Below are 20531 nucleotides of genomic sequence, written 5' to 3'. Positions count from 1 at the left end.
ATCGTTAACTGTTGATCGTTGAAAGTTGTCCGTTGTGGTGAAATTCGTCCAACAAACAACAATCAACTTTCAGCGGAGTCCTTTTTCGCCGCCTTCTTGGCGGGGCGGGGGGCAAACTCGAAGCCGACCTTGCCGCTCTCGAAGTCGAGAGTGAGGAAGGCCTTGAAGGGGCGCTTGGTGCGCTTGGAGATGAAGCCGTCGATGAGAGGGGTCTTGCCCTCGGTGAAAAGCTTCTCGACCTCGGCGGGCTTGAGCTCCTTTTGCAGGATGGTTTTGCCCAGGCGGAAGCCTTCGGGGGCGTCGTCGGTCTTGAGTTGCGGCACGTGGTAGGCCTTGTCGGTCGCGTAGAGCTTGGCTTCCTTGCCGGTTTTCAGCGTGATCGGCTTGAGCAGCTGGTCCTCGCTCAGGTCCTCGGTGGAGTCCGGTTCGTCCTCGTCGAAGACGAAATTGGTCTTCCACTTGCCCTTCTTGCCGGTCTTGGTTTCGGTCTGTGCCAGCTCGAGCGCGGCACTGAAGGGCTTGTTGAAGCGGCTGCGGAAGCCGTCCATTTCGGGCAGCTTCTTGGTGGTAAAGAGTTCCTTGGCTTCCTCCTCGGTGAGCTTGCGGCCGGCCACGTGCTTGGAGATGCGGAAGTCGCATTCCATTTCGCGGCACTCGTAGGTGGCGTCGGTCTGCTTGAGGCGCGGGGCGCCGCAGGCCGGGCAGGGGCACTCCAGGTCGGGGAAGACGCGGTTGACCGCGACCTCCATGTGCTTCTTGGCCTTGTCGACGACCTCCTCGGTGAAGGAAATGATCTCCTTCATGAAGTCGCCGCGCTGGAACTGGCCGTGCTCCATCTTGTTGAGCTTGGCTTCCCAGTCGCCGGTCATGGAGGGAGAGGTGAGCGGCTCGATCTGCATCTCCTCGCAGAGCTCGATCAGGCGCAGGCCCTTGCCGGTGACATTGAGTTCGCGGCCTTCGCGGGCGATGTACTTCTGGCGCAGCAGGCCTTCGATGATGGCGGCGCGGGTGGCCGGTGTGCCCAGTCCGCGCTCGGACATGGCCTCGCGCAGCTCGTCGTCGTCGACCAGCTTGCCGGCGCCTTCCATGGCGGAGAGCAGGGTGGACTCGGTAAAGCGGGCCGGCGGATTGGTGGTCTTGTCCTCGACCTTCACCTCGACGGTATCAGCTTCCTCGCCATCGTTGACCGCGACCAGTTCGTCGCTGTTGGAGGCGACCCCGGCGACACGGCCATAGACGGCGAGCCAGCCCGGGTTGACGAGGGTCTTGCCGTTGGTGAGGAAGACGTCGCTGGAGCCCTCGGAGTGGATGGTGGTCAGGCGCTTGGTGACTTCGAACTCGGCCTGCGGGAAGAAGACCGCGATGAAGCGCTTGACGATCATGTCGTAGAGCTTGGCCTCGGCATCGGTCAGCTTGACCACACGACCGGTCGGGATGATGGCAAAGTGATCGGAGACCTTGGCGTTGTTGAAGACGCGTTTGCTGAACTGGATGTGGCCTTTTTCGAGGGATTCCGCCGCCCATTTGGCGACCGGGTGGCCGGAGTTGGCCAGCTCGCGGGTGGTTTCCTTGACCTTGGCGAGGTAGTCCTCGGGCAGGTAGCGGGCATCGGTCCGCGGGTAGGTGACCATCTTATGGCGCTCGTAGAGGGCCTGTGCGATGGCGAGTGTGTTCTGGGCGGTAAAGGGGGCCTCACGCTGCAGGGTGGTGAGGTCGTAGAGCTGCGGGGCGATTTGCTTGCTGGGCTTCTTTTCCTCGCTGACGATGCCCGGCTTGCCTTCGCAGCGGGTCCGGATCGCGTCGGCCAGCTCCTTTTCCCAGATGCGCTCCGCGCGTCCGTGCGGCTGGGTTTCGTCCTTCTTGAAATGGGGATCGATCCAGCGGCCGGGATAGTTGCCCTTTTCGACCGCAAAGTCGGCATGCACCTCCCAGTAGTCTTCCGGGGTGAAGGCTTTGATCTCGCGCTCGCGCTTGGCCAGGATGGCGAGGGTGGGGGTTTGGACGCGGCCGGCCGAAGTGATGTTGAATCCGCCGTGACGCGAACGGAAGCAGGTGAGGGCGCGGGTGGAGTTCAGGCCGACCAGCCAGTCGGACTCCGAGCGGCACTTGGCCGCGGCGGCGAGGTTCTGCATGTCTTCGCCGGTGCGGAGTTGCTCCCAGGCTTCCTGAATCGCTCCGGTAGTCATGGACTGCATCCAGAGGCGCTTCACCGGCTTGTCGACCTGGCCGATCTCCATTATATATTGGAAGATCAGCTCACCCTCGCGACCGGCGTCACAGGCATTCACGATGACATCGAACTCCTTCTTTTTGGCCAGGCTGAGCACGTGCTTGAGCCGGCCGTGGGTCTTTTCGATGGGTTGCAGCTCGAAATGATTGGGGATGGCGGGGAGGACCTTGAAGTTCCAGGGCAGGTTCTTGCCGTTCGGGCCGGTCGGCATCTTCAGCTCGACCAGGTGGCCGACCGCCGAGGTGATGGCCGCATTCTCATTCTCGAAATATTGGGCATCGCGGGATTTGCCGACCTTGCTGAATTTGCCCAGCGTCTTGGCGAGCGCGCGGGAGAGGTCAGTGGCCACGGAGGGTTTTTCGGCGATGATCAAATATTTCATATAGACTGATAGGGACGCTGCTGCCGCGTCGGCTGGCCCGGGGAATCCGGAGCTTGCGAAAATGTGAATAGAAAGGGCGGCCGGCGAATTTGCGCCGGACGGCGTGATTTCGGAAAAAGAGAGGAATAAATCTGGCGTCAACCCTCTTTCTTGCTTTTGAGATTCCCTTTACCTTTGATCCCTAGTTGTGCGAATCCGAGCTTTACTGCGTATTTATAAAGAAAGGCTGGTCCGAAAAGCGAATGCTTTCGCCCAGTTTACCGCTGACGTGATCTATGATCGCCGTCACGGGCGCGGGGCTGAAGTCATGGCGACTTTCCTCTACGGGATGTCCATCCTGTTCAGCGGAATCGTGCAGCTGCGCTGGTACCTCTACGAGCACCGGATCATGCGCAACAAGCCGCTCGGCTGTCTGGTTGTGGTGGTCGGAAATCTGACCGTAGGGGGGACCGGGAAGACGCCGGTGGTGGAAAAATTCGCCCGTACGCTGCACGAGCGCGGGCGCAAGGTGGCGATTTTGAGCCGTGGCTACAAAAGTAAGAAGGAGCCGCTGCCGAAAAAGCTCTGGCGCAAGCTGACCCACGGAGAAGAGGCCCCGCCGAAGATCGTGAGCGACGGCAATGAGGTGCTGCTCGACTCCGAGGTGGCCGGGGACGAGCCGTACATGCTGGCGTGCAACCTGCCGGGCGTGGTGGTCCTGTGCGACAAGAACCGGGTGAAGGCCGGCTCCTATGCGATCCGCCGCTTCGGCTGCGACACGCTCATTTTGGACGACGGCTTCCAGTACCTGCCGCTGAAGGGGAGGCTCAACCTGCTCCTGGTCGACAAGACGAATCCGTTCGGGAACCAGCACCTTCTGCCCCGCGGGATCCTGCGCGAACCGATCAAGCACTTGAACCGGGCGAGTTATATCTTTCTGACCAAGTCGGACGGGACGCGTGACGAGGCCCTGCTGGAACTGATCCGCGAGCACAATGCGGAGGCTGAAATCATCGAGTGCGCACACAAGCCGCAGTTCCTGCAGCGCGTGGGAACCGGGGAGCGCCTGCCCCTGGAGGCCCTGAAGGGCGCTCACGTCGCCGCGTTCAGCGGGATCGCCTCGCCGGAAAGCTTTGAAAACATGCTGCGGGATTTCGGGGCGGAGATCCGGTTCAACCAGCGCTTCCTCGACCACCACCGCTTCACGCGCTGGGAGGTGCAACGGGTGTACAAGGAAGCCGCCCACGCCGGCCTCGAGATGATCGTGACCACCGAAAAAGATGCGGTCCGCTTGTACGATGATATCGAGTCGGAGATTCCGGTCTATTTCCTCCGCCTGGAAATTGATATCCTTTCAGGGGAGGAGGACTTTGAGGGGGCCGCCGAACGTATCTGCTTGCCACGCAATGATGTAAGTAAGATTGCCCAGCCGCCTTTTCACTCCGGAACTTGAACGACGATCCGGCTAGGATCGCCCGTGCCGCGATGTATTACGCAATTATTTGCCTTGCTGCCTTCGACTTGAAGCTTTCCCTTCGGAAGACACTACGCCACTAGAATACCATGACCGCTCAAAAGGATGCTACCGCGCACGAAGATCCGACCAAATTGCAGGATCTCGAAGTCAAAGACGCTCAAATTATCTTCAACTCCGTCTGGAGTAAGCTGGAGGAGGAACTCGGACAGGAGAACCTGCGTTTCCCGAAAGAGATCTTCTGGCTGAATGGTGCGCCCGGCGCCGGTAAGGGAACCAATACCGGCTTCATTATGAAATACCGGGACCTGACGGCGCCACCGATCGTCGTGAGCTCGCTGCTCAGCAGCCCGGAGGCACAAAAGCTGAAGGACGCCGGCATGTTGGTGGGGGACCGCGAGGTGATCGAGATCATGCTCCGCACCCTGCTGGACCCGATCTACAAGACCGGTGCCGTGGTCGACGGCTTTCCCCGAACGAAGGTGCAGGTGGAGTGTGTGAAGCTGCTCTACTCCAAGCTTGTCGAGTTGCGGAATAACTACGTGAACACGCTCTTTTCCGAATCTTTCAAGAAGCCTCATTTCCACATCGTGGTGCTTTTTGTCGACGAAAAGGAGAGCGTGAAGCGTCAGGTCCATCGGGGCCAACAGGCGCTGGACCACAACGAGGAAGTCAAGGAGTCCGGTGTGGGGGAGCTCATCGATGTGCGTCCGACCGACCTGGATCCGGAAGCCGCGCTGAACCGCTACCGCACCTTCAAGGAGAAGACCTACGGTGCCCTGAAGGACCTGCGCGAAATTTTCTTCTACCATTTTATCAACGCCCATGGCCCGGTTGAGGTCGTCCGTCAGCGTATCGACGAGGAACTGCGTTACCAGGGGTCGCTGGAGCTGGATGAGGCGACCTACGACCAGATTTCGGTCATCCCGGTGGCCAGCTCGCTGTCGCAGCATGCCCGTCAGGACCTGGTGGACCGTCTGGATTCGTATGTCCGCCGTGATCGGCAACGCTTCTCCCAGGTGGTCGAGTTGATCCGCAAGGACCTCATGCCCATTGTGGAGCGCCACTCCATTTCCGGGACCGCGGTCATCAATTCGGAGAGTCCCGTACTGGAGGATGCGGAAGCGCTGGCCATGTTGATCGATGTCTTCTCGGAGCGCGGCTACCACGCGATTGTCGACGTTAACCGCGAGGAGGTGCCCGAATCGATCGATCCCAAGACCTTCAAGATCAAGACGCGGATCAAGAAGATCTACCGCATCCGGGTCCATTTCAAGGGCTCGGAAATTCGTCGCGGGCGTTAGGGTCGTGTCGCCAAAGTTTACTAGAGAGGTAAACTGCGTTCTAAAAGTGGTTTAAATGAGGATCATCGCGAATAGCACGGACTTATGAGGGGAATTGAATATTTGGGCCGATCGAGGCTTGGGGCGGTAGTGGCTGCTTTAGCTGCCATATTACGTCCTGCAGGTGCGTCGACTTGCTGGCGACTGAAGTCGCCACTACGGATCATTGCCTTTAGTCCGTGCTATTCACGATGAACCTTAAATGAACGGAGCCAGGGCGTTCCAGCTCTCCCACCCGCTCATGTCAGCCTTCTCCGCGAGTCGCTGCGCCGGGCCAGCGAGGCGTCGTTGTTATGGGTAGCGGCGTGTGTCCCACACGCCGTCGTGCCGTGGTGACTCCTGAGTCAGACGTCAGGTCATCGACGTGACCGTACGATGGTACGGAATAGACCTGTCGCATACGGCGTGAGCCGGATGAGGGGCGGTCCATCTGCGCGCCGGGTATTGAGAATGGCACTACTTTAAGCTTCTTATCGTAGTGGCGACTTCAGTCGCCATCGAGCCGAGGTGGCTTAGGATGCTGAATATGGCAGCTAAAGCAGCCACTACGAGCGACGCTTTGTTGCAATAGGAACCCTTCAATTTGTCCTTAAAGTAGTGCCATTCCCGGGTATTGACGCGTATCCCGCACCCAAAAACGCCGGATACTGACTGGCAGTATCCGGCGTTAACAGCGTAGACGAATGGAAAGTCTCTAGAGCTTCTTGCCCGTGGCGTCGGTGCCGCAGAGGTAAACCTCCATGCCGAGTTTCTTGGCGAGTTCCGCTTTCGCGTACATGCAGTTGTCGGCTTGGGCGGCGCTATCGGCGTAGGCCACGTTGATGTGGTTGGCCTTGTGACGGGCCATCATCTGGTCGCGGCTGACGCCGTAGGTGACGGCGTGCATGATGGGCCACTGCGGGGTGGTCTCGTCGAGGCGGCGCTGGGTTTCTTCTTCCGGCAGGGTGATGACCTTGGCGCGGCCGAGGTCCATCTTGAGCTTGCCGTCTTCGATGAAGATGCGGCTCCAGACGATTTCACCGGGCTTGGCCACACCTTGAAGGGTGCTGCCGCCCTTGGGGAAGTACATGGCGGGCTGACGGTAACCGTGGCTTCCCTTCCAGCCGCCGATGTGGTGCTCGACCGGAGCGGAACCCGAGATGAGGAAGACCCAGACGTATTCGTCGGTCGTGCCGGACTGGTCCCAATCGCCCCAGCGCAGGTCGTGAAGGGTGGTTTCGACCGGCTGCTTGAGCGCCTTGTGCACGCGGTTGGTCATGAGCGCATCCAGGCCGCAGCATTCGTCGACCTCGTTGAAGTGCGGGTAGGCCTCGCCCTTCTTAATGATCTTGCCGGCGGCATTCTTGACCGGAGGACGGTCGGAGCTGTTGAGCATGCCTTCGACCAGGTCGGAAGCCGGGCAGAGGTCCTTGAGGCCCTGTTGATATTGAATGCCGAGGGCATCGCAGCCGAAGGTGTCACCGATACGGCAGGCGGCGATGTACATCTTGCACTGCTCGATCACTTGCGCCTTGGTCAGGTCGGTCTTGCCGTTGCGGCCGAAGTGGAAGTTGAAGCCCTTCTTTTCGATGAACTGGAAGACTTCCTCCGCTTCCTTCTTGGTCACGGTCTGCATTTCGGCGAAGAGGGCGCTCTGGCTGAGTTGCTCCTTGAAGACGCCGGTTTGAAACAGGAGTTCGTCCGGGATGGCTGCGTTATACATGCCCATGCAGAATTCGTCGAACACGCCCATGATGGCCTTCTTCTTGTCCAGATCGGCGGCGAGCTTGTCGGCGATCTTCTTCAGGCGGGCGGTGGTTTGCTTGCCGGTGTACTTTTTGACGTGGCTGGTGGCGTGTTTGACTTCGCCGGTTTCGAGCCAGGTTTGCAGGTTCTTTTGGAAAGCCTTGTCCTCGCTGAAGTTTTCACTCCAGAGGGTGGAGTACTTGACGCCGGCCTTAGTCAGGGAGCCGTTCAAGTTAAGCATGCCGACGAGGCCCGGCCAGGTGCCGCTCCAGTTTGCAACGGTGAGGATGGGACCTTCGTGGGAGATGAGGCCGTGGAGCAAATGGTGGGAGTATTGCCAGACGGCTTCGGCCACGATGATCGGGGCCTTGCGGTCGATTTTGGCAAAGACATCCATGCCTTCGCGCTGGCTGGCAATAAAGCCGTGCTTCAGGTCCGGCTTGTATTTGTGGGCGCGCTTGACCGTGGCACCCAGGGTTTTCACAACGGCAGCGAGTTCTTTTTCCATCTTATCCTGCTCAGCCCAGCAACTCTGGTTGGCAGATAGACGAAGGTCGCCGTTGGCGACGAGGAGTACGGTTTTCGTTTTTGGCATAAGGTTTTTGTTTGGAGTGATCCGCCTTCCCGTTGATACGCCGGGATGAACTGTGAGATTGATGTGTGGTCGTCGTTGCACTGCTTCAGTCGTACGACCGGGTATATGGATTGGGATTAAGAGTAAGATTAAGAGTAAGAGTAAGATTAAGATTAAGAGTCAGAGTAGGAGTGTTGGGCTTAGATGTGGGCGAGACCCTTCTTGAGGATTAGGTTGCCGTATTTGGCCATCTCGCCGGTCATGACGACGGCGTAGCTGCTTTTCACGCGCTCGTAGTAGGCGAAGCGTTCGATACGCTCGATCTTGGTTTCCGCATCGGCGCCGGCTTTGGCGATGGCGAGGCGGTAGTCCTTTTCGACTTTGGGGTCGAGGCAGTCGCCGTGGACGGCCGCCATCATGGTGAGCGGTGCCTCGACAAAAGTGTCGAGCGGGAAGAGCGGGAGGATCGCTTCCAAGAGTTCCGGGATGCGCAGGCCGTCGGCCCGTATGACGCGTTGGCCGAAGGTGTCGCCGGGAAAGTGGGCGTCGGCGAGCAGGATTTCATCGCCGTGGCCCATGCGGTAGAGGGCGTTTAAAAGCTCTGGGCTGAGGATGGGGGAGATACCGTTAAGCATATGTATGAGGTAAAAGTCGCATCATAGCAGAAGGTTTTTGAAATGTCGTGTAATCAGGTACAGTGGTAAATATTACACATTTAGCTCGCTATGTTCTTCGCGTGTTTCGATACTTTCAGACCATAAGTTGTCGTTCGTAAGAAGCCGCTGTCGCGTCTTCTCTACGGGATGCTAGCTTGGGGGGGATCGAACGAAGCCGCTGTCGCGTCTTCGCTACGGGGAGTCAGTTTGAATACGTATGCGTGAAGTCATTACCAGTGGTCACCTGAGGATCGACGATCTCGGACTGCATAAGAACCGGGGGATGGAGTTGACCTACATCTCACGGGGACGCATGGAGTGGGTCGTCGACGGACGGATCGAGGTGGTGCAACAGGGGGAGATCTTCTTCACACTTCCCTGGCAGTTGCATGGCAGTCCCGTGTTGCAGCAACCGGAGAATGACGCTTGGCATTTGTTGTTCAAGTTGGGGGGGGACTACCGGCAGCCGAAACAGCCCTTGAACTTTCCACAGTCACTTGGTTTTTCCAAGGCCGTGCAGGCACGCTTGAGCCGTTGCTTCAGTGGCGCCCCGCGGCATGCCTGGCCTGCCAGCCCGCGGATCCAGAAACTATTTCCGTGGATGGTGCAGGAATTTGAGAGCGACGACCTGCTGCGTCGGCACAACGGGCGCAACTTGTTGGCGGCGATCCTCGTCGAGCTCGCCCGCATCATCGAGAGCGAACCCGAAGAGTCCGGTCATGCGTCGACCGGCGAGCGGCGCATCAGCCGTTTCCTCGAAAGCCTGAAGACCGAATGCGGCGAGGAGTGGACGCTTGAGAAAATGGCCGCCGCCTGCGGGGTGCGGCGCACGCGCTTCTCGAACGTCGTGCAAAAGCTCACGGCCTGTGCCCCGATGGTGTACCTGCAGCGGCTACGGATCGATCTTGCGCGTGACATGCTGCGGGAGGACGGGATCTCGGTGACGGAGATCGCTTTCCAGTGTGGCTTCAGCTCGAGCCAGTATTTTGCCAATGTCTTCCGGCGTATGGTCGGCCTGTCGCCTACGGAGTACCGGCGCTGCTTCCCCGAGCTCTATGACCTGAAAGCCGATGCGAGCTCGATCCCGTGGCGCAGCATCGAAGAAGAACGTGCGCGGGTGCAGGCCTACAAGCGCGGCTAATTCGCATATCAGATGCCGTAGGACGACGTGTATAGGGTTTAAAGCCTATTTATGGTTTAAGCGAATAACCCAATATTAATGGGTTTAGATTTACGTAGAACATGGGGGGGATTTAAATGTATAGAAATTGGTTTCTTTTCGTAAAAAAAAAGAGAATCGCGAGCCTTGATTTAATCATTTCTGGACGAGTTTGCCGCTGCCGGACTTCAATAGAAGCATGAACGACGAAGTGGTGCGCTACACATTCCAATTTGAGGACCGGAAGGTGGTCTTCGACACGGATACCAAGCCTCACCAGAACCGGGTGGGGCCGGACTATCCGGAATGGACGCGCATGTCGTATCGCCAATGCAGCTGCTGTCCGGTCAAGGCCTGCAAGGAAGATCGTTGCCCGGTGGCCACCCGTATCAGTGCCGTGCTGGAAGCCTTTGCGAGCAACCAGTCGACGGAACGTGTCAAAGTCACGGTCGAAACGGCACAACGCAACTACTATCAGGAGTGTGACCTGCAGGTCGGCTTGAACTCGCTTCTCGGGATTCTCATGGCGACCAGTGCCTGTCCCGTACTGGAGCGTCTGGGCGCGATGGCGAATTTTCATATCCCCTTTTGTTCCACCCGGGAAACCTTGCACCGGACGGTCGGGAGCTATCTCATGCAGCAGTATTTCAAGCAGTTGCGTGGCGAGGAACCGGACTGGGAACTCAAGGAACTGAAAGAACTCTACACCGAACTGGAAGGGCTGAACCGCGATTTCTCCAAGCGGATCGAGGGGTCGATTCAAAGCGACGCGGTGTCGAATGCCGTGATCATGTTTTTCGCCACCTCCGTCGTGGTGGCTTCTTCACTCGACCAGCAGTTGCAGAAGCACGAGAAGTACCTGACGAACGCGATGTAGTTCCGGGATTCGGGATTCGGGATACGGGATACGTGATGCGGGTTGATGGTCCGACCTGTAGCGAAAGCGCGATAGCGATTTCGACGATGAACGCCCTTACCTCGGGACATCCACTTTCAGCGTGCCGCTGCTTAAAATGCGTGCGCGCAATCCGCCGAAGCCTTTGAGGGCGTCTTCGGCGCCGGGGGCGACGGCCTGATTCATCCAGTAGCAGGGCTTGCTTTCCTCGCTGCCCTCAAACTCGACGCCCTGGATGCTGAAGCGTTTGCCGATCAGGCTGTTCAGGTCCACCCCCGAAGTGAGCACGTTCCGGCGGAAGGCATAAGGCGGGAGTTCCGGCAGGGCGAACTGCTCGCGGATGCGCTCATAGACCGCCCAGTCGAAAAAGGTGATCTGGCCCTTGAAGTCCTCCTTCAGGTCGAAGTAGCGATCGCCTTCGATGCCCTTGCCCGCGACGCATTCGGCAGTATCCAAGAGCTGGATACCGTGGTTCAGGCGACCCTTGCCGTGGCGGCCCTTGAAGTCGTGGCCGGGGGAGATGTAGATAGCTTTAATCCGGATATGCATGGCGCTCGCTCAGGCGTGATGGTGGTGGACATGTTCGAGATTGTGCGGGTCGGCGCAGCCGCACTGGTGGTTCTCGATCCAGGCGCTGCTCCCGTCGGTGTAGATCTCCTTTTTCCAGACCGGCAGGCGGTATTTGACGTTGTCGATGATGTACCGGCATGCCGAAAAGGTGTCGCCGCGGTGGTGTGCGGTGACGCCGACCCAGACGGCAATCTCTCCCGTGCGGAGGGGCCCGATCCGGTGAACGATGGCGGCGTCCAGAAGGTCGTATTTCCGTCGCGCCTCCTCCAATATGGTTTCGGCGACGGCAGGGGCCAGTTGCGGATAGCCGCTGTAGTGAAGCTCGGCGACGGACTTGCCTTCGTTGTGGTCGCGCACCCAGCCTTCGTAGCTGCAATAGGCGCCGGCGGAAAGCGAAAGCATTTCCTTGCGCAAGGCCTGCGGGTCGATGGTGGATTCGGTGAGGGAAAATTTCATCTGGTCGTTCGAAGTCGCTGCCACGCCTTCGCTACATTTTGGTTGAGCTGTAGAGAAGCGATGAGAATCGCTTCTTCAGCCTCCGGTCATGGGAGGGAGGAAGGCGATACTGTCTCCCGCCTTGAGCTCGGTGGCATGTGCGGAAAGCTGGTGGTTGATGGCGACCTGGAGCTCCTTGAAGCGATGCGGGAAGCCGTATTCGTTTTGCAGGTCCGCATAGAGCGCCGCCGGTGAGCTGCTGCCGAGTTGGCGGGTTTCTTCGGATTTATCGGCGAGATCGGCCAGTTGTGCGAAATAGAGGATCTTAACTTCCATGAAAGGGCGAGTGTGTCAGGGATTCGTATTCTTTGGTGGTATTGATATTGTCCAGGCTGTGCGGATGTTCCTGGTCGACCAGGACCGCTTCCTTGACGATGAGCAGCTTGCGCGGGCAAAACCTGCCGATATTGTGGGCCAGGTCATACAGCTGACCGTGCATGCCGGCCGGATAGACCGCGCAGAGCGGTTCCGGCAGGTCATCGTGACTGCTACGGTAGGCCGTCAGTCGCGGTGTGCGGCTACGGTAGGCGGCCAGCAGCTTTTCAAGGGTGGCGATTTCCAGATGCGGGAGGTCGCAGGCCAGGACCAGCCAATCTGCTTCCGGATACTTCTGCATGGCGGAAAGAATCCCGCAGAGCGGGCCATGGACGTCCTCCATCGAATCGTAGATCGCCTCCGTGCCTGCCGGTGACTCGAAGGCCTGTTCCTTGCGCTGGGAGATAAACACCTTGAGGCAGACCTTTTGGAGCAGATCCGCGGTGCGCTCCAGCTGAGTGGATTTGCCGTCGTAGCTGAGCAGGGCCTTGTCGCGCCCCATGCGCCGGCTTTCCCCGCCGACGAGGACGAGTCCGTAGAGTTCTTTGTGCATGGTGGTAGGAGGTTGGATCGGAGGGGGATAGCGAAGGCTATGCCGGTTCGCTTTTGAAATCCGATTTGCCGCCGGTTTTCTCGATCAGGCGGGTGGATTCGATGACGATATCTTTGGAGACGGCCTTGCACATGTCGTAGAGGGTGAGGGCGGCGACATTGGCGGCGGTGAGGGCTTCCATCTCGACGCCGGTCTGGTCGTTGACCTTGACGCGGGCCTCGATGCGCAGGCGGGCTTCATCGGCCGGCGTGATCTCGATCTTGACCGACTTCAAGTTGAGCGGGTGGCAGAAGGGGATCAACTCGGAGGTCTTTTTCGCGGCCATGGTGCCGGCGATGATGGCGGTGTCGATGATGGGGCCTTTCTTCGAGGACCACCCGGCGGCGGCGAACTGCTGCAGGACGCCGGGACCGAGGCGGACGAAGCACTCCGCGATCGCGGTGCGTGCGGTGACGGTCTTGGCGGAGACATCGACCATGGTCGGCCGTTGTTCGGTATCTACGTGCGTGAATTCCATCGTTGAGCTAGAACAGGTAGCATATGACAAATCTGTCAAACTGCAATCAAAGCCAGGGGTGGAAGGCGAAGCGCGCGCCGGTTTCGGCCGTGCTCGTGCCGGCTGGAATCAGAATGTAGCCGTCACTTTCAAGGATGCCGGACAGGTCGCCGGAATTCCGGGCCGGGCTCGGTTTTGCCTGGTTGTCGGGCAAGAGCTGGACAGGGAGAAAGACGCAGATTTTCTCGCGGCCGATGGCGGGAGCGGTCAGTTCGACTGTTTGCTGCCGCGGGCCCTGCTTGCGTCCCATGGCATGCTCGATCGCGGGGATTGCGTAGTGATGCAGGCAGGTGAGGGTGGAGAGCGGATTGCCGGGGAGTGCGAAGACCGCACAGCTGTCATTGGCCCAGAAACCCATGGGTTTGCCCGGGCGCTGGGCCACGCCGTGGAAGTAGCAATGGAGTCCGAGCTGGTTGAGGGTCTCGGGGATGAAGTCCTTTTTGCCCATGGAGATTCCGCCGCTAATGAGGATGAAGGTGTTGTTGGCGACGAGCTCCCGGAGGTGGGCCAGGCAGGCGTCGGCATCGTCCGGCAGGTGCGTGCGCTCCTGGGCGTGCAATTGCCGGCGGGCCAGGGCGGTGTCGATGGCCAGGTCGTTGGATCTGCGGATCTGGTGGGCGGCCGGGGTGGCCGTCACCGGGACCAGTTCGTCGCCGGTGCTGGCGATCGCGATGCAGGGCAGTTTGCTCACGCTCAGGTCGGTGTAGCCGCAGGTGGCGGCCACGGCGATTTCGCGGCTGCCCAGCACGCAGCCGGCCCGGAGCAGGGTTTGGCCGGCTTTATGGTCGCTCCCGCAGGGGTGGATGCAGTCTCCCTTGGCGGTATCCTCGAGATCGGTGAGCCGGAAGTGTGTGTCGCCGATGCGCTCCGTGGCTTCATAAGGGACGATGCAGTCCGCCCCGTTGGGCACCACGGCGCCTGTCATGACTTCGATCGCCGAGCCGATTTCGGCATGGAGGCCGGTTTGCGGGTGCCCGGCAAGCGCCTCGCCGCCGATTTCAAATTGGTCGATTTCGGCAATGTCATCATAGCGGATGGCATAGCCGTCCATCATGGCCCGGTCGAAAGGGGGAAAGGGGCGGTCGGCGCAGATGTCCTCGGCCAGAATGCGTCCGGCGCATTTGGTCAGGGGGCAGTGGATTTTGGGGATGGCGGGTAGGTGTGCGAGGATGCGGTCCAGCGCTTCCCCGTTGGAAATGAGAGGGTTCATAGATGGTGAAAATATAAGCCGAAAATTCGGGGGTAGAAAGTTTTTTTCGGACTTTTACGGATGTGTGAATGGCTGCCGCAATGGCGCGTTGTTTCCTGCCGGAGTGAGGGCCCGGACAGCCGAAAAATGAATTGCAGGTTGCAGAAATGCGTGAATTGACGCCATTAGGTAGGCATATGCTTCAGGATCAACATGGGCGAGGGGTGACCGATCTCCGCATTTCGCTGACGGACCGCTGTAATCTCCGTTGCACCTACTGCATGCCCAAGGAAGTGTTCGGTCCGGATTATGTCTTTCTGCGCAAGGACCAGTGGTTGCACTTTCATGAGCTGGACCGGGTGGTGGAGGCCTTTGTCGAGCTTGGGGTGCGCAAGATCCGCCTGACGGGGGGCGAACCCCTGCTGCGTCCCGGACTGGTGAAATACATCGAAGGCATGCGCCGATTCCGGCAGATTGAAGACATTGCGCTGACCACCAACGGCCTGAGGCTGGCAGAGAAGGTGGGCGATTTAAGGGATGCGGGCCTGAAACGAGTCACGGTCAGCCTGGACGCTCTGGATGCGGATCTCTGTGGTCGCATGAATGGTCGCGGCATCGGCCCCAATGTGGTGCTGGCCGGGATTGAGGCGGCACGGGCTGCAGGGTTCGGTGTGAAGGTCAACATGGTGGTGGAGCGTGGCGCGAATGACTCGCAGATCCTGCCGATGGCCCGCTATTTCAAGGAGCGGGGGGTGACCTTGCGTTTCATTGAGTTCATGGATGCCGGCAACTATAACCACTGGTCGCTTGAGCGTGTGGTGAGCGGGCGGGAGATACTCGACCGCTTGGCGGAGGAGCTCGAGTTTGAACCGGTGGATGTGAGTTCCGCCCGGGAGGTGGCCAAGCGCTACGCCTACAAGGATGGTTCCGCCGAGTTCGGCTTGATCACTTCGGTGACCCAGCCGTTCTGCGGGGGCTGCACGCGGGCGCGCATTTCGGCCGATGGTCGTCTCTTTACCTGTCTCTTCGCTTCTGAAGGGGTCGACCTCAAGCCCTGGCTGCGTGGGGATGCGCTTCCACAGGACGAGTTGCTTGGACGCCTGGCTGCGATCTGGCGGGGGCGCTCCGACCGGTATTCGGAAGTCCGCAGCGCGGCGACACCGCGACTGGGCAAGGTGGAGATGTCCTATATCGGCGGTTAGCTCTTGGAGGTCGATGCGGGGAAGGATGTGACCTTGCCCTGATCGCTACGCATGGTGGAGACCACGGATTCGCAGATGCCCAGAAAGGTCTCTTCCGTGATGGAGAGCTTTTTCTCGTTTGCGTAGCAGGTGCTCCAGCGGCGTTCGATTTTACGTTTTCCCAGGGGGATATGGGCGATACTGCCGTTGTTGATTTCTTTCTCGACGATCCAGGAGGCGAGGAAGCTCGCGCCGTAGTTGATCTTAATCAGTTCCTTGATCGCCTCCATGCTGCCGAGCTCGATATAATTCTGCAGAGTGAGCTTGTTTTGACGGAAAAACTGCTCGACCAGATTAAAGGTCAGGCTGCCCTTATTGTACAAAACCAGACGCTCCTGGGCAATATCGACCATTTTTATGGTCCCTTTTTGAGCAAAAGGGTGAATGGGGGAACTGACCAAAATCAGCTCATCCGAAAAAAGTGGGCGCAGTCGGACATCATTCGTGTTGTTTGGCTCGACCACGATCGCGATGTCGATCTCGTGCCGCCGTACCATATCGAGCAACTGGGGGGTGTCTGCGGGGATGATACTGAGGAGGCAATCGGGGAAGCATTCGTTGAACTCACGGAGCACGTTCGGGAGCATGAATTGGCATGCCGTGGTGCTGGCTCCCAGGCGCAGTTTGCCGCGTCCCCAGTTGGCCCGGTCCTGGATCCGGCTGCGTGCGTCTTCCATTTGATGTAGAATGGCTTGCGCATCCTTATAGAGCTCTTCGCCGTCCTCGGTAATGTGGATGCGGCGGCCGGTTCGCGTGACCAATTGGCAGCGCAAATCCTCCTCCAGATTTTTTACGGAGTGGCTGATGGCGGACTGTGTCAAATTTAGCAGACGCGCGGTTTCGGTGAAACTGCCGGTTTGCACGAGTGTGCAGAAGGCCAGGAGCTGGCGGCTGTCGATGGTTTCAATCATGAGCAAAATTCATGTTTAGGATGATTACATTTACGCGGCTTATTAATGGCATGGGTATGGTCAATGCTAAAAGTGGCATTCAAATGACATCTTCTATGCCACAATCCACGACCTCCACTCGACGAAGCACTTCAATCCGTTTGGGTTACATCCGACTGCTGGATGCGGCTCCTTTGATTATTGCCGATCGTCTGGGCATGTTCATGGAAGCCGGACTGAATGTGGAGTTGAGCCGGGAGGTCGGTTGGGCGACGATTCGCGACAAGCTGGCTTTCGGCGAACTGGACGTGGCGCAAGCCCTGAGCCCGATGCCTTTTGTCATGCAACTCGGCATCGGTGTCGTGCCGACCGAGGTGATCACCGGTCTGGTACTGAACTCGAACGGCAATGCGATCACGCTTTCACGCCAGTTGCACGAGGAAGGGGTCGAAAACGGAAGCGACCTCCGACGTTACATCAAGAGCGGCTTCCGCCCGCGCAAACTCGTGTTCGGTGTGGTCTCCCTCTATTCGTCACATCACTTCATTCTTTGCCGCTGGCTGGAGAGCCATGGCATCAAGCCGAACGAGGACGTCATCATTTCGGTGCTGCCTCCGGAGCAGATGGTGCGGAATCTTTCCTCGCAAAATATCGACGGCTTTTGTGTGGGTGAGCCCTGGAACTCCCTGGCCGTCGAAGAGGGCTTGGGTTGGTGCCCGGCCACGAGCGAGGAAATTTCCCGCGGCTATCCGGAAAAGGTGCTGGCCACGACCGAGCGCTTCTACAGCTACCGCCCGGGCGATTACATCCGTATGGTCGAAGTGCTGCAGGCCGCCTGTGCGTTCTGTGAGTCCCCCGATAACCGGAAGGAGATGCTGAACATCCTTTCCCGTCCGGAATATTTGAACTGCACCCCCCGCACCTTGGCGCACGCGCTGTCCGGCACATTTCCGATGGGCTATGGCAGTGAGCGCACGGGCGCCTTCATCCGCTTTTGTGGCGACGAGGTTAACCGGCCCGATTCCATCCGGGCGAAGTGGGTGCTCGAAGACCTCGTGCGCTATGTGAAGCACGACAAGCTGAAGAACCTGCCGCGCACCATGCTGAAGCGGGTCTACCGCGAGCCGATTTTTGATCAGGCCACAAACCTGGTCATCTCCTGACAACCACCACCTGAAAACAACTGACTATGCTACCACGTATCCAAAAATTCATCGCCGGCGCCGCGCTTCTCGGTGTCGCATCCACGCTCCAGGGCGAGCTGCTCGACCTTGAAAAGGACGAACTGAAGTTCGGCTTTATCAAGCTGACGGACTGCGCCCCGATCGTGATCGCCAAGGAAAAGGGCTACTTCGAAGACGAAGGCCTGCAAGTTGAAGTGATTGCCCAGCCGAACTGGAAGCAGTTGCTTGACAATGTGATCAACGGCGAGCTCGACGGCGCCCACATGCTTTCCGGGCAGCCGATCGCCGCGACCATCGGCTTCGGAACCAAGGCGCACATCATCACCGCTTACACCCTCGACCTGAACGGGAATGGCATCACCGTCTCCAACGACATCTGGAAGCAGATGCAGGAGAACGACCCGGAACTCGACACCGACACGCCGGAGCACCCGATCAGCGCCGATTCCCTCAAGCCGATCGTGCAAGCGGCCAAGGACGAAGGAAAGCTCCTGCCCATGGGCATGGTGTTTCCGGTCTCGACCCACAACTACGAGATCCGCTACTGGCTCGCCGCAGCCGGCATCAACCCCGGCATGTACACCTCCACTGACATCAAGGGCTTTACCGGTGGCGATATCGAGCTGTCCACCACGCCGCCTCCTCAGATGCCGGCGACCCTCGAGTCAGGCAAGAACGTGGCTTACTGCGTGGGCGAACCCTGGAACCAGCAAGCGGTGGCGAAGGGCATCGGCGTGCCGGTTGTGACGAACTACGATATCTGGAAAAACAATCCGGAAAAGGTCTTCGGTGTGACCGCCAAGTGGGCCGAGGAAAACCCGAACACACACATTGCCGTAGTGAAAGCCTTGATCCGCGCCGGCAAGTGGCTCGATGAAACGGACGAAGACGGCAATTTGGTCAACCGCGAGGAAGCCTGCCGCATCCTTTCGCAGAAGAACTACGTGGGCGCCGACTACGACGTGCTGAAGAACTCGATGACCGGTTTCTTCTACTTCCAGAAGAGTGACAAGCGCGCCATGCCGGACTTCAACGTCTTCTTCAAGTATCAAGCGACCTATCCCTGGTATTCCGACGGCATCTGGTTCCTGACCCAAATGCGCCGCTGGGGCCAGATCACCGAAACCAAGCCGGCCGAGTGGTATTTCGAAACCGCGAAGGACGTCTACAAGCCGGAGATCTATCTGGCCGCCGCCAAGCACCTGCTGGACGAGGGCTACATCGAAGAAGCGGACATCCCCTGGGAGTCCGACGGCTTCAAGCCGGCCACCAGTGACTTCATTGACGGCAAGACCTACGACGGTCGCGACCCGATCGGCTACATCAACTCCTTCGAGATCGGCTACAAGGACGAGCTTTAGGACAACGACTCACTGACTCCCGAACCACAGCCTCCTACCCGTCGGGTAGGGGGCTTCAGGGGTGAAGCATCCCTGCTCGAGACGAGCAACTAACCAGAGAGAGAAAGTTATCATCATGGCTGAGAAAACCTCAGATAAAATCAAATACCGCATCCTGCGTTTTCTGGACGTGACCGGTTTCACGGTTTTCGACCCGATCGTTCGCTTGGCCTTCCGCGAGGAGCCGAAGAAGCAAATGGAAGCGATCTTCAAGTATCTGATCGTTCCGATTATCTTCGTTTGTTTTTGTGTTGGCGTTTGGTGGACGGTTGCACCCAAGCACAAGACCAAGTCCGGCGAAGTGCCGACGCCCGATGTCGTGTACCGCTCGGCCGTCATCAACGACACCTTCAGTGAGCGCGAAAAGACGAAGGAATCCGACTTCCTCTTGACGGGGGCCGAGCGCGAGGCCGCCCTTGCGGACGTGGAGCAGCAAATCGTGTCGAAGAGCTCCGAGTTCGCGACTCTGGAAGCCGAGCTCGCCAAGCACGAAGCGGATTACAAGGCCCAGCTCGAAGCGCGGATTTCGCCCTTGGAGGCCAAGCTTGATGCCTTGAAGGCAAAGAACGATGCGATCGACGATGCCAACAAGGCGAAGGTCGACGCCGAAGCCGCCAAGATCGAATCCGGCGAAGGATCTGCCGATGCCTTGCTTGCAGCCATGCGTGAAGCCGACAAGGCGAAGGATGCCGGCCGCGCCGCCGAGTCCCTGGTCAAGGACCAGATTGACGCCATCCGCTCCGATAAGTACAAGCCGCTGGAGAAAGCACGTCTGTCGGTCAATGCCGTGGCCGATGAGATCCAGTTCCTGAAGAAGCGGGTCGATTTCCTTTCGGATTCGAACCGCAGTGTGAAGGTGGCCGAAGCGGAAGCAAAGCTTGAGTCGAGCAAGGAAAAATTGTCCACCGCCAGCACCGCGAAAAAGGCCTCCTCGGAAGCCAAGCGCGTCTTGCGCGAAGAGAGTTCGATCGAGCGCTTGGAAGAGCAGCAATATGCCTCGGCCATGACGGTTTACACCCAGATCAAGCGCAGCCTCTTTACCGTTTTCGTCGGATTCATCATGGCGGCGATTATCGCGATACCTGTCGGTGTGCTTTGCGGCCTGAACCGTATCGCGATGGCCTGCTTGACGCCGATCATCTCGATCTTCAAGCCGGTCTCTCCGGTGGTCTGGCTCCTGATCTTCCAGATCGTAGTCGGTGCCTTCTTCCCGGATCCGGATTCGCACCCGTTCTTCCTCTTCTTTGCCAGCCTGCCGGTGATCGGCAAACTCGGCATCAATCCCGCGCTGGTTTTCTCCGCCTGTACCGTGGCGATGTGTGCGGTCTGGCCGGCACTTGTGAACACCGCGCTGGGGGTCGCCTCGATCGACAAGGATCACATCAATGTGGCCCGGGTGCTTCGTCTCGGCTTCTGGGACCGCCTGACCAAGATCATCATTCCTTCCGCGCTGCCGCTGGTCTTCGCCGGGCTGCGCATCTCGCTTGGTGTGGGCTGGATGGTGTTGATTGCGGCGGAAGCGCTTTCTTCCTCCGACGGCTTGGGCAAGTTCGTCTGGGACGAATACCAGAACGGTTCCTCCTTCTCTTTTGCGAACATCCTCTACGCCTGTTTCGTGGTCGGGATCATCGGCTTCCTGCTGGACCGCATGATGATCGTCCTGCAGCGCCTGGTCTCCTTCGACGGTGCCGGTACTTCGCTCTAAGCTACATCTCTACTGC

Annotated in this window: 18 protein-coding genes; 8 read left to right on the top strand and 10 right to left on the bottom strand. The window is 58.9% G+C overall.

All coding sequences use genetic code 11. The features are described from left to right. Positions 1 to 62: 62 nt before the first annotated feature. Positions 63 to 2612: a DNA topoisomerase 3 gene (locus O2597_RS01380; protein WP_269522380.1), complete on the bottom strand. Its 2550-nt coding sequence runs from the start codon at positions 2610 to 2612 to the stop codon at positions 63 to 65. A 187-nt stretch (positions 2613 to 2799) separates the two neighbouring features. On the opposite strand from O2597_RS01380, the gene lpxK reads away from it, so the two are divergent. Together lpxK and O2597_RS01370 are read left to right on the top strand one after the other, a co-directional pair. Continuing rightward, on the top strand, positions 2800 to 4044 hold the full coding sequence (gene lpxK, locus O2597_RS01375; protein WP_269522379.1) for a tetraacyldisaccharide 4'-kinase: 1245 nt from the start codon (positions 2800 to 2802) through the stop codon (positions 4042 to 4044). Positions 4045 to 4154: 110 nt separating this feature from the next. Next, entirely contained in the window at positions 4155 to 5369 is a 1215-nt protein-coding gene (locus O2597_RS01370) for a nucleoside monophosphate kinase (protein WP_269522378.1), read from the top strand. A 733-nt stretch (positions 5370 to 6102) separates the two neighbouring features. On the opposite strand, the gene O2597_RS01365 is transcribed toward O2597_RS01370, so the two are convergent. Next, positions 6103 to 7728: a hypothetical protein gene (locus O2597_RS01365; RefSeq protein WP_269522377.1), complete on the bottom strand. Its 1626-nt coding sequence runs from the start codon at positions 7726 to 7728 to the stop codon at positions 6103 to 6105. 179 nt (positions 7729 to 7907) lie between these two features. Beyond that, a complete protein-coding gene (fucU, locus tag O2597_RS01360; RefSeq protein ID WP_269522376.1) occupies positions 7908 to 8342 on the bottom strand; it encodes an L-fucose mutarotase in 435 nt (144 codons plus the stop codon). 238 nt (positions 8343 to 8580) lie between these two features. Here fucU and O2597_RS01355 point away from each other — a divergent pair, with 238 nt between their 5' ends. Beyond that, positions 8581 to 9504, top strand: a complete 924-nt coding sequence (locus tag O2597_RS01355) for an AraC family transcriptional regulator (RefSeq protein WP_269522375.1) — start codon at positions 8581 to 8583, stop codon at positions 9502 to 9504. Between the two features lie 217 nt (positions 9505 to 9721). Beyond that, the gene (locus O2597_RS01350) at positions 9722 to 10399 is read left to right on the top strand and encodes a DUF6901 family protein (protein WP_269522374.1); all 678 of its coding nucleotides are present in this window, start codon (positions 9722 to 9724) and stop codon (positions 10397 to 10399) included. A 96-nt stretch (positions 10400 to 10495) separates the two neighbouring features. Here the strand turns inward: O2597_RS01350 and O2597_RS01345 are convergent, their stop codons facing one another. From O2597_RS01345 to O2597_RS01320, 6 genes are all read right to left on the bottom strand, one after another. After that, entirely contained in the window at positions 10496 to 10966 is a 471-nt protein-coding gene (locus O2597_RS01345) for an MOSC domain-containing protein (protein ID WP_269522373.1), read from the bottom strand. 9 nt (positions 10967 to 10975) lie between these two features. Beyond that, complete coding sequence (locus O2597_RS01340; RefSeq protein WP_269522372.1) at positions 10976 to 11443, bottom strand: molybdenum cofactor biosynthesis protein MoaE; 468 nt, start codon at positions 11441 to 11443, stop codon at positions 10976 to 10978. Positions 11444 to 11518: 75 nt separating this feature from the next. Next, a complete protein-coding gene (locus O2597_RS01335) occupies positions 11519 to 11758 on the bottom strand; it encodes a MoaD/ThiS family protein (RefSeq protein ID WP_269522371.1) in 240 nt (79 codons plus the stop codon). Beyond that, positions 11748 to 12350: a molybdenum cofactor guanylyltransferase gene (mobA, locus tag O2597_RS01330; protein ID WP_269522370.1), complete on the bottom strand. Its 603-nt coding sequence runs from the start codon at positions 12348 to 12350 to the stop codon at positions 11748 to 11750. Before mobA ends, O2597_RS01335 begins: the two co-directional genes overlap by 11 nt. A 37-nt stretch (positions 12351 to 12387) precedes the next feature. Further along, on the bottom strand, positions 12388 to 12867 hold the full coding sequence (gene moaC, locus O2597_RS01325) for a cyclic pyranopterin monophosphate synthase MoaC (RefSeq protein ID WP_269522369.1): 480 nt from the start codon (positions 12865 to 12867) through the stop codon (positions 12388 to 12390). 46 nt (positions 12868 to 12913) lie between these two features. Then, on the bottom strand, positions 12914 to 14116 hold the full coding sequence (locus O2597_RS01320) for a molybdopterin molybdotransferase MoeA (RefSeq protein ID WP_269522368.1): 1203 nt from the start codon (positions 14114 to 14116) through the stop codon (positions 12914 to 12916). 176 nt (positions 14117 to 14292) lie between these two features. Here O2597_RS01320 and moaA point away from each other — a divergent pair, with 176 nt between their 5' ends. Further along, a complete protein-coding gene (gene moaA / locus O2597_RS01315; RefSeq protein ID WP_269522367.1) occupies positions 14293 to 15297 on the top strand; it encodes a GTP 3',8-cyclase MoaA in 1005 nt (334 codons plus the stop codon). On the opposite strand, the gene O2597_RS01310 is transcribed toward moaA, so the two are convergent. Then, on the bottom strand, positions 15294 to 16247 hold the full coding sequence (locus O2597_RS01310) for a LysR family transcriptional regulator (protein ID WP_269522366.1): 954 nt from the start codon (positions 16245 to 16247) through the stop codon (positions 15294 to 15296). The genes moaA and O2597_RS01310 overlap by 4 nt on opposite strands. 95 nt (positions 16248 to 16342) lie before the next feature. Here O2597_RS01310 and O2597_RS01305 point away from each other — a divergent pair, with 95 nt between their 5' ends. The 3 genes from O2597_RS01305 (at position 16343) to O2597_RS01295 (ending at position 20515) form a co-directional block, all read left to right on the top strand. After that, on the top strand, positions 16343 to 17389 hold the full coding sequence (locus O2597_RS01305) for a CmpA/NrtA family ABC transporter substrate-binding protein (protein WP_269522365.1): 1047 nt from the start codon (positions 16343 to 16345) through the stop codon (positions 17387 to 17389). A 26-nt stretch (positions 17390 to 17415) separates the two neighbouring features. Further along, complete coding sequence (locus O2597_RS01300) at positions 17416 to 18771, top strand: CmpA/NrtA family ABC transporter substrate-binding protein (RefSeq protein WP_269522364.1); 1356 nt, start codon at positions 17416 to 17418, stop codon at positions 18769 to 18771. Between the two features lie 115 nt (positions 18772 to 18886). Beyond that, a complete protein-coding gene (locus O2597_RS01295) occupies positions 18887 to 20515 on the top strand; it encodes an ABC transporter permease (protein ID WP_269522363.1) in 1629 nt (542 codons plus the stop codon). The last annotated feature ends 16 nt before the right edge of the window (positions 20516 to 20531 follow it).

It is taken from the genome of Coraliomargarita parva (assembly GCF_027257905.1).
Classification (GTDB): Bacteria; Verrucomicrobiota; Verrucomicrobiia; order Opitutales; family Coraliomargaritaceae; genus Coraliomargarita_A; species Coraliomargarita_A parva.
Note: the sequence above shows the minus strand (reverse complement) of the source record. Positions and strands in the feature narration are given on the sequence as shown.